Origin of the sequence: Caulobacter sp. UNC279MFTsu5.1 (assembly GCF_900114015.1) — a bacterium.
Classification (GTDB): domain Bacteria; phylum Pseudomonadota; class Alphaproteobacteria; order Caulobacterales; family Caulobacteraceae; genus Caulobacter.
The window spans coordinates 23,907-36,587 of the sequence record NZ_FORN01000040.1 but is presented as its reverse complement, the minus strand read 5'-3'; the positions used below and the strand labels follow the sequence as shown (position 1 = coordinate 36,587).

Sequence of the window (12,681 nt, the reverse complement as noted above, 5' to 3'; positions counted from 1 at the left end):
CTCGAAATCTGGGATTGCTGGGAGCACATCATGAAACTGCTATCGGGCCTGCTGACGGCCAGCCTCACGCTGTCGATCATCGCGCCGAGCGCGGCCTTGGCCCAGGCCAAGCCGAGCAACGCCCAGAAGCTCCAGACCCAGGCCGTCGCCGAGATTCCCCACTGCGCCCGCAAGCTGGGCACCCTGTCGATCATGGACGGCGACGATCCGCGCGGCTGGATGCAGTACAACCTGGCCTCGCCGCAGAAGCTGCTGAAGGCCATGGTCCAGAAGTCGGGCTGCTTCAATCTGGTCGACCGGGGCGCGGGCCTCAACGCGGCGCAGATCGAACGCAACATCGGCGGCAATCTGGGCCTGCAGCGCGGTTCCAACGTCGGTCAGGGCCAGGTCAAGGCCGCCGACTACGTGCTGGTCGCCGAGGTCCAGGCCAGCGACAGCAACGCCGGCGGCGGCGCGGTGGCCGGCGCCATCGGCGGCCTGATCGGCGGTCGCGTCGGCGGCTTGGTCGGCGGCATCAAGACCAAGAAGCTGGAAGCCAACACCGTGCTGTCCCTGACCAACGTGCGCACCACCGAGACGGTGGCGGTGCAGGAAGGCTACGCGGCCAAGAACGACATCGGCTGGGGCGCGGGCGGCGGCATCGGCTGGGGCGGCGCGGTCGGCGGCGGCTACGAGGACACCGAGATCGGCCGGATCATCACCCTGTCGTTCATCAACAGCTACACCAAGCTGGTCACCGATCTTGGCCTGCTGTCGACGACGACCACGGCGGCGGCCGCGGCCCCGGCCAAGACCTTCGTGGCCACCCGCGTGACCAACATGCGCGCCACGGCCGCGGCCGGCGGCAAGCTGATCCGCGCCCTGCCCGCCGGCGCCATCGTCTATCCGACCGGCGAGAAGAACGGCCTGTGGTGGGAAGTCGCCGACGAGAACGACAATGTCGGCTGGGTGCTGAACACCGGCCTCGAGCCGGCGCGGTAAGACTCCGCGCCAACGCGACGACGCGCCCCGCCCGAGGTCCTCGGGCGGGGCGTTTTTGTGATTGGCTATCGCGGCGATTCGCGTAGGACAATCGCGCCATGAACGCCGTCGCCGCCATCCATGCCGAGCCCGCCGCCGCCGACCATCCCGAGCGGCAATATCTGAACCTGCTCGCCGACATCCTGGAGAACGGCGTGCAGCGCGGCGACCGCACGGGCACCGGCACGCTGGGCGTGTTCGGCCGGCAGATCCGCTTCGACCTGTCGAAGGGTTTCCCGGTCCTGACCACCAAGAAGCTGCACCTGCGCTCGATCATCGTCGAGCTGCTGTGGTTCCTGAAGGGCGACACCAATGTCCGCTACCTGCAGGAGAACGGCTGCAAGATCTGGGACGAATGGGCCGACGAGAACGGCGACCTGGGCCCGGTCTACGGCAAGCAGTGGCGCTCGTGGGCCGCGCCGAACGGCCAGTCCATCGACCAGATCGCCAACCTGGTCGAAGGCCTGAAGACCAATCCCAACAGCCGCCGCCACATCGTCAGCGCCTGGAACCCGGCCGATGTCGAGGACATGGCCCTGCCGCCCTGTCACTGCCTATTCCAGTTCTTCGTGGCGGATGGAAAGCTGAGCTGCCAGCTCTACCAGCGCAGCGCCGACGTCTTCCTGGGCGTGCCGTTCAACATCGCCTCCTACGCCCTGCTGACCATGATGGTCGCCCAGGTGGTGGGGCTGAAGCCGGGTGAGTTCGTCCACACCTTCGGCGACGCACACCTGTATCTCAACCACCTGGATCAGGCCCGCGAGCAGCTCCGGCGCGAACCCAAGCCCTTCCCCACCCTGAAGATGGCCGACAAGCGCGAGCTGTTCGCCTTCGAATACGAGGACTTCCAGTTGGAAGGCTACGAGGCCCACCCGCACATCAAGGCGGCGGTCGCCGTTTGACCTGGGCGGCCGACCGGCTCGACTAGATCAAGGGCGGCGACGTCCGCCGGGCTTGTCCGGGATGACAGCTGTTTTGGCGGTCACTCCATCTGCGATTGCCTTGGGTGGCCGCGGGGCGCGACGCAGGGTAAACCTGTTCCCATGTCCGTTACCCTTACCGTCGGCCCCGTGGCCCGTTCGCTCAACGGCGTCATCGGCCGCGACAACGACCTGCCCTGGCGGCTGAAGTCCGATCTCCAGATCTTCAAGGCCTGCACGATGGGCAAGCCGGTGATCATGGGCCGCAAGACCTGGGACAGCCTGCCCCGCAAGCCCCTGCCCGGACGGATGAACATCGTGCTGTCGCGTGACGGCTCGTTCGAGCCGCCCCAGGCCGTGGTCTGCGAGAGCTTCCTGGAGGCCGTGCAGATGGCCAAGGAGCAGGCGGCCGAGGACGGCGTCGACGAGGTCTGCGTGATCGGCGGCCGCGCCCTGTTCGAGACCGCCCTGCCCAAGGCCAGGCGCCTGTACCTGACCGAAGTGCAGGCGGAGGTCGAAGGCGACGTCAGCTTCCCCGCCTTCGACGAGGCGGCCTGGACGGAGGTGCGCCGCGAGGCGCATCCTGCCGGTCCCGACGACGACCACGCCTTCGTCTTCCGTGTGCTGGAGCGCCGATGATGCGTCCGCTGACCGCCCTCCTCTGCGTCCTCGCCCTTTCCGTCGGCGCGGCCCACGCCGCCCAGGCCGACATCAGCCTGGGCCAGAGCGACAGCCTGGCGCGGGCCGCGGCCACCGACGTGGTGGTGTTCAACGTGGTCAAGGTGCGGCCGCTGGACGGCGGCGAGGTCGCCAGCTGCAGGGTGTTCGGCCGGGCGATCCGGGCCGAGCGCGGCAAGCGCTTCCGGCCCCGGCAGTCGGTGCGCCTGACCGTCCCCTGCGCGACCCAGGGCTCGGACGCCTCCGACGCCACGCCCAAGTGGGTGGACCGCGAGGCCCTGGTGCGCTCGGCCCACGGCCGGGCCTTCCTGGGCGGCGACGGCGGACTGATCGCCTACGAGCTCTACGACCTGAACTGAGGCCATGCGTCCTTCGAGGCGCTTGCTCATCCATTTAAACGACCGTTTACTCCCAGGACGCGCCCGTCAGAGGCGCCATCCCAGGGAGAGAGACGCATGGAGCTGGAACTCGTCACCGAGGGCCTGCGATTTCCGGAAGGGCCGGTCGCCATGGCCGACGGTTCGGTGATCCTGGCCGAAATCCAGGGCCAGGTCCTGACCCGGGTGCGTCCCGACGGCCGCAAGGAGACGGTGGCTCAGGTCCCCGGCGGCCCCAACGGCGTAGCCGTCGGCCCGGATGGGGCGCTCTATGTCGCCAACAACGGCGGCAGCTTCCAGTTCATCGACATGGGCGGCCTCAACGTGCCTGGCCCCACCCCGCCCAGCCACCAGGGCGGCTCGATCCAGCGGGTCGATCCGGCGACCGGGGCGGTGACCACGCTCTACACCGAATGCGACGGTAAGCGGTTGGTGGGTCCCAACGACCTGGTCTTCGACCGGCAGGGCGGTTTCTGGTTCACTGACCACGGCTGCAGCACGCCGGACGGCCGCAAGCACGGCGCGCTCTATTACGCCCTGCCCGACGGCTCGAAGATCGTCCGCTGGCGCGACCATTTCGTCTCGCCCAACGGCGTGGGCCTCTCGCCCGACGAGAAGACCCTCTACATGGCCGACACGATGCTGGGCCGGCTGTGGTCGTTCGAGGTGGTCGAGCCGGGCGTGCTGGCCGATCCCGCGCCGCTGCAGCCGGGGAACGTAGTCTGCAACCTGCCGGGCTACCAACTGCTGGACAGCCTGGCGGTCGCGGCCGACGGCAAGGTCTGCGTGGCGACGATCATCAACGGCGGGATCACCGTCTTCTCGCCCGACGGGACGACCGAGCACCACGCCGCGCCCGACGTGATCGTGACCAATATCTGCTTCGGCGGGGCCGACATGCGCGACGCCTGGATCACGGCCTCGGGAACAGGCAAACTCTACAAGGCGCGCTGGCCGCGACCGGGGCTGAAGCTGAACTTCAACGCCTGAGTTCGATCGACCTGTGAATTGAAATCACAAGCCATGTGCCTGCGCCGGCATGGCTCGGCTGCTTCCGCGTCCCTAGCTAGGAGCTCGCAAGCACAAGGAGTCCCTAGATGGATCTCAAACTCGAAGACAAGACCGCCCTGGTGACCGGCTCGACCGCCGGCATCGGCCTGGAAATCGCCCGCGCCCTGGCCGTGGAGGGCGCCAAGGTGTTCGTCGTCGGCCGCAGCCAAGCCAAGCTCGACGCGGCCGTGGACAGCATCCGCGCCTCGGGCGGCGCTAAGGTCGAGGGCGTGCTGGCCGACGCGGCCACCGCCGAGGGGGCGGCTCGACTGCTGGATGCCGTTCCCCAGGTCGACATCCTGGTCAACAATCTCGGCATCTACGAGATGAAGGCCTTCGCCGACATCACCGACGAAGACTGGCTGCATCTGTTCGAGGTCAATGTGATGAGCGGCGTGCGTCTGTCGCGCGGCTATTTTCCGGGCATGCTGGAGCGCAACTGGGGCCGGGTGATCTTCATCTCCAGCGAAAGCGGCCTCGCGATCCCCGGCGAGATGGTCCACTACGGCATGACCAAGAGCGCCCAGCTGGCGGTGGCGCGCGGCATGGCCCAGCAGACCAAGGGCACGGGGGTGACGGTCAATTCGGTCCTGCCCGGCCCGACCCGCGCGGCGGCCATCGCCGACTTCCTGAAGAGCGTGTCCAGCAACCCGGAAGGCACGACCCAGGAACACGAGGTCGAGTTCTTCACCAAGCACCGCTCATCGTCGCTGCTGCAGCGGATGATCGAGCCGCAGGAAGTGGCCAGCCTCGTGGCCTACGTCGCCAGCCCCCTTTCGGCGGCGACCAACGGCGCGTCGCTGAAGGTCGAGGGCGGGCTGGTCACGACGATCGCCTAGCGGGCCGGGCAGGTCCTCCCCCTCTGGGGGAGGTGGCCCGGAGGGCCGGAGGGGGTCGGCGCGGCCTGGGCCAAAAGGCCCCCTCAGTCGCTCCGCGACAGCTCCCCCAAAGGGGGAGCATCTTGGCCCTAGTACAGCACCCCCAGCGCCGACCGCTCGAAGCTCTTCAGCTCGTCCGCGCGGCCGTCGCGGATCTTCACCACCCACTCGGGGTCCTGCAGGATCGCGCGGCCGACGCCGACCAGGTCGAACTCGTCGCGCTCCAGGCGCTCCAGCAGGCCGTCCAGCGAGGCGGGCTGGCTGCCTTCGCCGCCGAAGGCCGCGATGAACTCGCCCGACAGGCCCACCGAGCCGACGGTGATGGTCGGGGCGCCGGTCAGTTTCTTGGTCCAGCCGGCGAAGTTCAGGTCGCTGCCCTCGAACTCCGGCTCCCAGAACCGGCGTTGCGAGCAGTGGAAGATGTCGGCGCCGGCGTCGGCCAGCGGCTGCAGCCAGGCCTCCAGCAACTGCGGGGTCTCGGCGTTCTTGACCGCGTAGTCCTGCTGCTTCCATTGCGACAGGCGGATGATCACCGGATAGTCCGGGCCGACGGCGGCGCGGACAGCCCGCAGAATCTCGGCGGCGAACTTGCTGCGCTCGGCGATCGAGGGCCCGCCGAACCCGTCGTCGCGGACATTGGTGCCGTTCCAGAAAAACTGGTCGATCAGGTAGCCGTGGGCGCCGTGCAGTTCGATGGCGTCGAAGCCCAGCGCCTTGGCGTTGGCGGCGGCGCTGGCGAAGGCGGCAATGGTGTCGGCCACGTCCTCGTCGGTCATCGGTTCGGTGAACGGATTGCCGCCCGGCTTGGAGATGCCCGAGGGGCTGTCGATCTTGCCCAGCACGTCCTTGCCCTTGGCCGAGCCCACATGCCACAGCTGCGGGGCGATCAGGCCGCCGGCGGCGTGCACCTCGTCGACCACCTTCTTCCAGGCCGCCAACTCCTTTGCGCCATGGAAGCGCGGGATGTTGGCGTCGTTCAGCGAGGCCGGCCGGGCCACGCCCGTGCCCTCGGTGACGATCAGCCCGACCTGGTTCTCGGCGCGGCGGCGGTAGTAGGCGGCGACGTCGTCGGTGGCCACCCCGCCGGGCGAGAACGACCGCGTCATCGGGGCCATGACCACCCGGTTGGGCAGCTTCAGCGACTTGAATTCGAACGGCTTGAACAGGGCGTCGAGGGCCATGAGGCGGCTCCAGGGGAAACGGTTGTTTGAAAGCTTATGCAGTGGGTTGCGTTTCAAAACCACGCAGAAAAACTGAAACGGGGATTGTGTCCCGTGGAGCCGCTGGACGCCCCCTCCGTCGGCTTCGCCGCCACCTCCCCCGTTTCACGGGGAGGAGAAGCTGCATCCTCCTCACCTGCGCAGCGGGGAGGTGGCGCGCTGCGAATACGCAGCGGCAGGCGAGCAGGCGAGATCCAAGGCTCCTACTCCACCGCGTCGAGATATTCGATCTCGGGCCGGCCGGCCATGAACGGCCCCATGGCCGCGCCGGCGGCCTTGAAATAGTCGCTGGCGCCGTGGGCCTTCAGGGCGTCTTCCGAGGCGTAGAGTTCCAGCACCTTGTAGGTCCCGGCCTCGGCCTTGCTGCGGGTCAGCTGGTAGACCAGGCAGCCCGGCTCGTTGGCCTTCACCTTGTTCTGCAGGTCGAGGAACACCGCTTCGAAGTCGCCCGCCTTGTCCGGCTGCACCTTCAGCACCGCCACCACGCCGATCATGTCGTCCTCCCGAGGCTTTCAGCCAAACATTTGTTTGAAGACAATGTCGAGGAAGCCGCAGCGGAGAGCAAGGGGTCTAGATTCCCCCATTGCCGTCAAAATGAGATCGATGCGGGAAGCGCCCTATCGCCGCTCGTTCCAGCCGTAGGCCACCCACGAGTGGCCGCCCATGTGGCGGGCCTCGATCAGGCCAGGGTCGCCGCTGGGAGCGGCGGCGTGCGCGGCGCGGCCTCGGAAGGCGAAGGCGGCGAGACCGAGAAGGGCGGTGGCCATGAAGCCGATGACCACCAGGGTGGCGGCGAACACCACCGCGATCACGGCCGCGGCGGCGACGGCGATGGAGGTCGCCACGGCGCCGGCCAGCGTGGCCAGGCTGCGCCAAGCGATACCGGTAGCCTTACCTGTCTCCATGGTCGTCCTCGCAGGCGTGCCCCGCCCGATGAAATCAAGATGGGGCGCCAATACTGAACGTCAACTGAACACCCGGCCGATCGTTCCGTAAAATGAATTCGGCGCTAACCGTGGCGATTTGGCGGCCTCAGTTCGCCGCCAGACCGGCCAATTCACGGCGTTCGCGCATCACCGTGCTGAAGGCGGCGTTGATGGCCGCCGACTTGGCCTCGGCCACCTCGATGAACTCCAGCGGCAGGCCGCGGGCCCGGGCGCGGTCGGGGTGGGCCTCCGACATGGCCGCCCGCCAGGCCGAGTGCACCACCGCGTCGTCGGCGTCGGCCGGCACGTCGAGGATACGGTAGGGGTCGTCCGGCTCGGCCCCGATGTGAGTCGCGGTCAGGCGGCGGAACGACAGCGGCGACATGCCGAACAGGTCGGCCACCCGCTCCAGGTAGCTCAGCTCCTCCTGGGTCACCGCCCCGTCGGCCTTGGCGATGTGGAACAGGCCGTCCAGCACGTCCTCGAGGATCTGCGGGCAGGTGCGATAGCGCTTGGCCAGACGCTTGGCGTAACTCTCGAAGCCGTGCGTCGTCTGGCGCGCCAGGTCGTACAGGCGGTGGATGTTGTTCTCCGACTCGGGGTCGGGATGGAACACCTCGGCGAAGGCGGCGTATTCGTCGCCGTCGGCCGAGCCGTCGGCCTTGGCCAGCTTCGCGCCCAACGCCGTGACCGCGGTCGAGAAGGCCGGATCCTGCCCAGGCAGGCCGGGCGGACATTCCTGGCACTCGGCCATGTCCAACCGGCGCGCGGCGAGGGTTGCGATGTTACGCCAGAAGGTCATGGCTATGACGAAAGTCCAGAAGCGTGGCGGAGTGATGACGGCGGAGATACGTCCCCCGCCTCTCAACGGATCACGCTCCCGTTTTGCCTTCTAGCACAAAAACGTCATGCCCCCACCCGCTGCCTGCTGCGGCGCACATTGAAACTTTGTAACGTGCGGCGGCGCCGCCGACTCGCGCAACGCCCGGCTGCGCACAGGAATCTTTGCCGCCGGCGGGAGCGTTTTGGGTGATCCAGCCGTTATGGCGCCGCTTGGTCGACGGCGGTGCAAAACGGCCGACTGCCATGCTCCGGTCCCAATGCGGCCGGAAATGCTCTATTCGAACGCGACCGACTCTCTGAGCGACGCCCTACAAAGAGGACCTCCGCCCGCATGGCGACCGCCTTTCTTCTCGCCCTGGCTCTGATCGCCCAGGACGCTCCAGTGTCCACCGCGCCGACCGCTTCGGCTCCCCCGCCCCGCACCCAGCCCGCCGCCACCGCCCCGACCGACGACTACGGCTATGTCGGCTGGTGCTACGGCGCCCTGGGCGGCTATGTCGAGCTGTACGACAAGGTGATGCCGGAGGTGACCCGCATCGAGAAGACCTTCCCCGGCCCCGATGGCTTCAACGCGGCCATGAAGGAATATCCGGCGATGCGCGAGCAGGCCAAGAAGGACCTCGCGGTCTACCGCTCGGCCATCGTCGCGGCCGAGAAGGCCAGCCCCCGCCCGATCTCGGAATATGGCGCGGCGGCGATCAAGAAGGGCCATTCGGTCTGGACCGGCGCAGATCAGATCGACAAGGCGCGCCTGGCCCAGGTGTGGATGAGCTGGAGCCCGCCCGGCGACTGCGACACTCGCGCCAAGGCCCTGGAGACCAAGTCCAACCTGTTCGGCCAGGCCCTGAACTACAACGTCAAGAAGGGCGCCGCGTCGACCGCCAGGACCACGGCCGCGGAGCCCGCGCCCAGCGCCGTGGAAACCGCCGCGCCGACGGCCGAGCCTGAGGCGCCCGCGCCCGCGCCGGTCGCGGAGACCCCGCCGGCCGAGGCTCCCGTCGCCGAGGCTCCGGTCAAGACCCCGGCCGCCACCAAGCCGAAGGTCCAGCCGGCGGCCAAGCCCGCCGCCAAGAAGACCGCCGCCGCCCTGACGCCGATCGGCGCCAAGCCCGCGGCCATGCCGCTGGCCGCCAAGGGCGAGGTCATCATCGACCCGAACGACCCCAAGCCCTGCGCCGGCAGCCTGGTCCCCGCCAAGCGTGGCGGCAAGAACGTGCTGATCTGCAAGGCGGACTGAAGTCTCGCCACGGCTGGGGACACGCCCATGTGCGTGTCCCCGATCGCCTCTAGCCCGTCGGCAACATCCCCGTCGTCGCCACGTTCTTGAACCAGCCGTACGACGCCTTGGGCGTGCGCACGCCGGTCGCGCGGTCCATCGCCACCAGGCCGAACTTCGACGTGTAGCCGATGTCCCACTCCCAGTTGTCGATCAGGGTCCAGGTGAAGTAGCCGCCGATCCGCGAGCCGGCCTCCATGGCGCGCTTCACCGCCTCGATGTGCCGGCGCAGGTACTGGATCCGAAAGCCGTCGTCGATCACGGCCGGGCCGCTCCCGAACGGGTCGGAGCAGCCGTTCTCGGTGATCAGCACCGGCGGGTCGCCATAGTCGCGGCGGACCATCTCCAGCACTTCGACCAGGCCCGACGGGTCGACCTGCCGGCCGAAGGCGTCCAGTTCGGCGCCCCTCGGCGGCGCGCCCGCCGCGATGTGGCTGGGGCTGGCCAGGTCCAGTTTCACATAGGCCGGGGCGTAGTAGTTGACCCCCAGGAAGTCGATCGGCTGATGTATGGCCGCAAGGTCGCCGTCGCGGACATGGCCCTTGAGGAACTCGTCCATCAGCGCCGGATAGGTCCCCTTCAGCAGCGGATCCAGCCAGGCCCGATTCCATAGGCCGTCCAGGCCGTCGGCCGCGGGACGGTTCCAGAACGCCAGGGCGCCGCCCGATGCGCGACACGGCTGCAGCGCCTGGGTCGTGCCGATCCGCAGGTCGCCCCGAGCCGCGCGCAAGGCCTGGATCGCCAGACCCTGGCCGAGGTTCATGTGATGGGTGGTCGGCCCCAGCAGGGCGATGTCCTTCAGCCCCGGCGCATGCTCGCCCAGCACGTGGCCGAACACCGTGTGCACGGCCGGCTCGTTCAGGGTGATGAAATGCTTGAGCCGGTCGCCCAGACGCGCGGCCACGGCGGCGGCGTAGTCGGCGAAGCTCCTGGCGGTGTCGCGCGCGCTCCAGCCGCCCTTGTCCTGCAGGGCCTGCGGCAGGTCCCAGTGGAACAGGGTGGCGTAGGGCGTGATCCCCTTGGCCAAGCAGGCGTCGACCAGACGGTCATAGTGGTCCAGGCCCGCGGCGTTGACCGTCCCTTCCCCCGTGGGCAGCACCCGAGACCAGGCGATCGAGAAGCGGAAGGCCTTCAGCCCCGCCCCAGCGATCAGGTCGACGTCCTCGGCGTAGCGGCGGTAGCTGTCGGTCGCGAGGTCGGCGTTCGAGCCGTCCTTGATCCGCCCTGGCTGTTTCTCGAAGCTGTCCCAGATGCTGGGGCCGCGACCGTCCGCGGCGGACGAGCCCTCGGTCTGGAAGGCCGCCGTCGCCACGCCCCAGACGAAGTCCTTCGGGAACTGACGGGACTTCACCGTCGCCTCGGTCGGCCCGACGCGGCCGCAGCCGCCCAGACCCACGCTCGCCGCTCCGCCCATCGCCAGCGCGCCCAGCGTCCTGCGGCTGATGCCGTTGTCCACCTTCGCCCCCTATCCCGCCGGAGGTCGAACGCCTCCGTGCGATCTCAGGATGAACGCAAAGCGCGAGCTTTGGCTAGACTCTCACGACCGCCTCACTTCCGAGGGCGGAGGGCTTTCAGGTCCGGCCACCCGCGATGTAGGCGTCGATTACGCCCTCCAGTTCGGTCAGCGGGACGTTGCCGCCCATCACCACCGCGTCGTCGAAGGCGCGCAGCTCGAACCGAGCGCCGAGCGCGGCCTGGGCCTTGCTCCGCAAGCGGACGATTTCGCTGTGCCCCACCTTGTAGCCGCAGGCCTGGCCCGGCCAGGCGCAGTAGCGGTCGACCTCGCCCTGCACCTCCGCGCGGGTCGAGCCGTTGGTGGTCACGAACCAGTCGATCGCCTGGTCGCGGGTCCAGCGCTTGGCATGGATGCCGGTGTCGACCACCAGGCGGCAGGCCCGGAAGGCGATCGACTGCAGGTAGCCCAACTGGCCCAACGGATCGCCGTCATAGGCGCCCAGCTCGTCGGCCAACTGCTCGGCGTACAGCGCCCAGCCTTCCGAATAGGCGTTGAAGGCCAGCAGCGAGCGGACCAGCGGCAGCTTGTAGGTGTATTCCCCCTGCCAGATGTGGCCCGGCAGGCCCTCGTGATAGGTCAAGGTCGGCAGGCCGTAGCGCGGCCACATGCCCGTGTCGCGCAGGTTGATGTAGTAGTTGCCTGGCACGGTCCCATCGATCGAGCCGGCCGCCGCATAGCCGCCCGGCGCCCCGTCCTGTATCTCGACCGGCACCCGCTTGATGACCAGATTGCCCGGCACGAGGGTGGCGAAGGCGCGCGGCAGGCGGGTGCGGATGTCGGCGACCCGGCCGTTCAGATAGGCCAGGATCTGGGCCCGGCCTTCGTCGGTGTTGGGAAACAGGTTCCGGGGGTCCTCGCCCAGGGCCTTCATCCGCGCCCCGACGCTGCCCTGGGTCAGGCCCTGGGCCTTCAGCAGGGTATCCATGCGGGAAAACAGCGCCTTCAGCTGTTCCTGACCCATCTGGTGGACCTCGTCCGGCGCCATGCGGCTGGTCGTGCCGGCCCGCAATGCCCAGGCGTAGTAGGCCTCGCCCTCCGGCAGCTTCCAGGCGCCGGCGTCGGAGGTCGCCCTGGCGCGGTGGGCGGTCAGTTCGGCGATCTGGCGGTCCATGGCCGGGGCGATCCTGCCTTCGACGATGGCGGCGGCGCGGCGCGCGTGGTTGCCCGGGATGTCCTTGGCCTTCCTGGCCAGCGAGGTGACAAGGCCCCACTCGGCGATCGGCTGGGCGCGGGCGCCCTTCTGCTGCTTCAGCGTCTTGTCCAGCAGGAAGTCGGGGGCGATCACGCCCAGCGCGCCGTCGTGCCTCAGCCGCGCCGTCTCGCCGTCCAGCTGGGCGGCGTAGAGCTCCAGGCGGTGGAGATAGGACTCGACGTCGGCCGCATTGGCCACGCCGTGCAGGCTGTCCAGGAAGTCCGGCGTCTCGACGAAGGCCCCGGTGTTCTGGGCCACCACATAGGGCGCGTTGCGGTAGGACCACTGCGACGACAGGCCGATCGCGTCGCCATAGGGAAAGTCGAAGCCCTCGACGGCCAGGTCGTGGGCGGTCTGGACGACGCCCAGGTCGAGGGCGGCAGCAGGGCTCAGCCCCTTGCGGTCGACCGCCCTCATCTTGGCGACCCGCGCCCGGGCGGCGGCGGCCAACTTGCCGCGACCTTCCAGCGAGCGGTCGGTCAGGCTGGACTTCAGGGCGGCCCGCTTGTCCTTGTCCAGGCCCAGGGCCGAGGCGTTCTCGGGATATTCCCGCATCAGGTCTTCGGCGACCTGGGACAGCAGGGCCTCGGCGGCCGCATCGCCCGAAGCGCTCTTGGGCGCGGCGGCGGCCAAGGCCTGACCGCTCGCGCCCAGGGCCACGGTCGCGGCGCCCAGCGCCAGAACGTCACGTCGATTGAACTGGCTCACGCAGCGCCTCCCGGATTCGCCGGGAAACCTAGCCGAGTTCGACGGGGACGCCCACGCCCTCGCGGGCGGGGCGTCCC

Annotated in this window: 13 protein-coding genes; 7 read left to right on the top strand and 6 right to left on the bottom strand. The window is 69.0% G+C overall.

Translation table 11 applies throughout. The features are described from left to right. Positions 1-30: 30 nt before the first annotated feature. The 6 genes from BM066_RS19355 to BM066_RS19330 all read left to right on the top strand — a co-directional run bounded on the left by BM066_RS19355 (position 31) and on the right by BM066_RS19330 (position 4,884). Positions 31-981, top strand: coding sequence for an SH3 domain-containing protein (locus BM066_RS19355; RefSeq protein WP_089929989.1), 951 nt, complete (start codon positions 31-33; stop codon positions 979-981). Positions 982-1,079: 98 nt separating this feature from the next. Next, the gene (locus tag BM066_RS19350) at positions 1,080-1,922 is read left to right on the top strand and encodes a thymidylate synthase (protein WP_089929988.1); all 843 of its coding nucleotides are present in this window, start codon (positions 1,080-1,082) and stop codon (positions 1,920-1,922) included. Positions 1,923-2,063: 141 nt separating this feature from the next. Then, entirely contained in the window at positions 2,064-2,579 is a 516-nt protein-coding gene (locus tag BM066_RS19345) for a dihydrofolate reductase (protein ID WP_089929987.1), read from the top strand. Then, positions 2,576-2,977 carry a hypothetical protein gene (locus BM066_RS19340; protein WP_255367654.1) on the top strand — a complete coding sequence of 134 codons (402 nt, stop codon included), beginning with the start codon at positions 2,576-2,578 and terminating at the stop codon, positions 2,975-2,977. Before BM066_RS19345 ends, BM066_RS19340 begins: the two co-directional genes overlap by 4 nt. A 96-nt stretch (positions 2,978-3,073) precedes the next feature. Continuing rightward, positions 3,074-3,985 carry an SMP-30/gluconolactonase/LRE family protein gene (locus BM066_RS19335; RefSeq protein WP_089929985.1) on the top strand — a complete coding sequence of 304 codons (912 nt, stop codon included), beginning with the start codon at positions 3,074-3,076 and terminating at the stop codon, positions 3,983-3,985. Positions 3,986-4,092: 107 nt separating this feature from the next. Beyond that, the gene (locus BM066_RS19330; RefSeq protein WP_089929984.1) at positions 4,093-4,884 is read left to right on the top strand and encodes an SDR family NAD(P)-dependent oxidoreductase; all 792 of its coding nucleotides are present in this window, start codon (positions 4,093-4,095) and stop codon (positions 4,882-4,884) included. A 128-nt stretch (positions 4,885-5,012) separates the two neighbouring features. Here the strand turns inward: BM066_RS19330 and BM066_RS19325 are convergent, their stop codons facing one another. The 4 genes from BM066_RS19325 to BM066_RS19310 form a co-directional block, all read right to left on the bottom strand. After that, the gene (locus BM066_RS19325) at positions 5,013-6,104 is read right to left on the bottom strand and encodes an NADH:flavin oxidoreductase (RefSeq protein ID WP_089929983.1); all 1,092 of its coding nucleotides are present in this window, start codon (positions 6,102-6,104) and stop codon (positions 5,013-5,015) included. A gap of 242 nt (positions 6,105-6,346) precedes the next feature. Then, positions 6,347-6,637: a putative quinol monooxygenase gene (locus BM066_RS19320; protein WP_089929982.1), complete on the bottom strand. Its 291-nt coding sequence runs from the start codon at positions 6,635-6,637 to the stop codon at positions 6,347-6,349. A gap of 123 nt (positions 6,638-6,760) precedes the next feature. Further along, positions 6,761-7,048: a hypothetical protein gene (locus BM066_RS19315; protein WP_089929981.1), complete on the bottom strand. Its 288-nt coding sequence runs from the start codon at positions 7,046-7,048 to the stop codon at positions 6,761-6,763. Between the two features lie 127 nt (positions 7,049-7,175). Then, positions 7,176-7,871, bottom strand: a complete 696-nt coding sequence (locus tag BM066_RS19310) for a J domain-containing protein (RefSeq protein WP_089929980.1) — start codon at positions 7,869-7,871, stop codon at positions 7,176-7,178. Positions 7,872-8,243: 372 nt separating this feature from the next. Here BM066_RS19310 and BM066_RS19305 point away from each other — a divergent pair, with 372 nt between their 5' ends. Then, complete coding sequence (locus BM066_RS19305; protein ID WP_089929979.1) at positions 8,244-9,149, top strand: hypothetical protein; 906 nt, start codon at positions 8,244-8,246, stop codon at positions 9,147-9,149. Between the two features lie 49 nt (positions 9,150-9,198). Here BM066_RS19305 and BM066_RS19300 read toward each other — a convergent pair whose 3' ends face one another. Together BM066_RS19300 and BM066_RS19295 are read right to left on the bottom strand one after the other, a co-directional pair. Next, positions 9,199-10,602 carry a GH1 family beta-glucosidase gene (locus BM066_RS19300; RefSeq protein WP_089930003.1) on the bottom strand — a complete coding sequence of 468 codons (1,404 nt, stop codon included), beginning with the start codon at positions 10,600-10,602 and terminating at the stop codon, positions 9,199-9,201. Between the two features lie 157 nt (positions 10,603-10,759). Further along, on the bottom strand, positions 10,760-12,604 hold the full coding sequence (locus tag BM066_RS19295) for a DUF885 domain-containing protein (RefSeq protein WP_089929978.1): 1,845 nt from the start codon (positions 12,602-12,604) through the stop codon (positions 10,760-10,762). Positions 12,605-12,681: the final 77 nt, after the last annotated feature.

Excerpts from the sequence above, each read along its gene's own strand:
- BM066_RS19310 (WP_089929980.1), bottom strand. The coding sequence starts at position 7,871 with ATGACCTTCTGGCGTAACATCGCAACCCTCGCCGCGCGCCGGTTGGAC.
- BM066_RS19350 (WP_089929988.1), top strand. The coding sequence starts at position 1,080 with ATGAACGCCGTCGCCGCCATCCATGCCGAGCCCGCCGCCGCCGACCAT.
- BM066_RS19325 (WP_089929983.1), bottom strand. The coding sequence starts at position 6,104 with ATGGCCCTCGACGCCCTGTTCAAGCCGTTCGAATTCAAGTCGCTGAAG.
- BM066_RS19300 (WP_089930003.1), bottom strand. The coding sequence starts at position 10,602 with ATGGGCGGAGCGGCGAGCGTGGGTCTGGGCGGCTGCGGCCGCGTCGGG.
- BM066_RS19320 (WP_089929982.1), bottom strand. The coding sequence starts at position 6,637 with ATGATCGGCGTGGTGGCGGTGCTGAAGGTGCAGCCGGACAAGGCGGGC.
- BM066_RS19305 (WP_089929979.1), top strand. The coding sequence starts at position 8,244 with ATGGCGACCGCCTTTCTTCTCGCCCTGGCTCTGATCGCCCAGGACGCT.
- BM066_RS19315 (WP_089929981.1), bottom strand. The coding sequence starts at position 7,048 with ATGGAGACAGGTAAGGCTACCGGTATCGCTTGGCGCAGCCTGGCCACG.
- BM066_RS19335 (WP_089929985.1), top strand. The coding sequence starts at position 3,074 with ATGGAGCTGGAACTCGTCACCGAGGGCCTGCGATTTCCGGAAGGGCCG.
- BM066_RS19345 (WP_089929987.1), top strand. The coding sequence starts at position 2,064 with ATGTCCGTTACCCTTACCGTCGGCCCCGTGGCCCGTTCGCTCAACGGC.
- BM066_RS19340 (WP_255367654.1), top strand. The coding sequence starts at position 2,576 with ATGATGCGTCCGCTGACCGCCCTCCTCTGCGTCCTCGCCCTTTCCGTC.
- BM066_RS19330 (WP_089929984.1), top strand. The coding sequence starts at position 4,093 with ATGGATCTCAAACTCGAAGACAAGACCGCCCTGGTGACCGGCTCGACC.
- BM066_RS19355 (WP_089929989.1), top strand. The coding sequence starts at position 31 with ATGAAACTGCTATCGGGCCTGCTGACGGCCAGCCTCACGCTGTCGATC.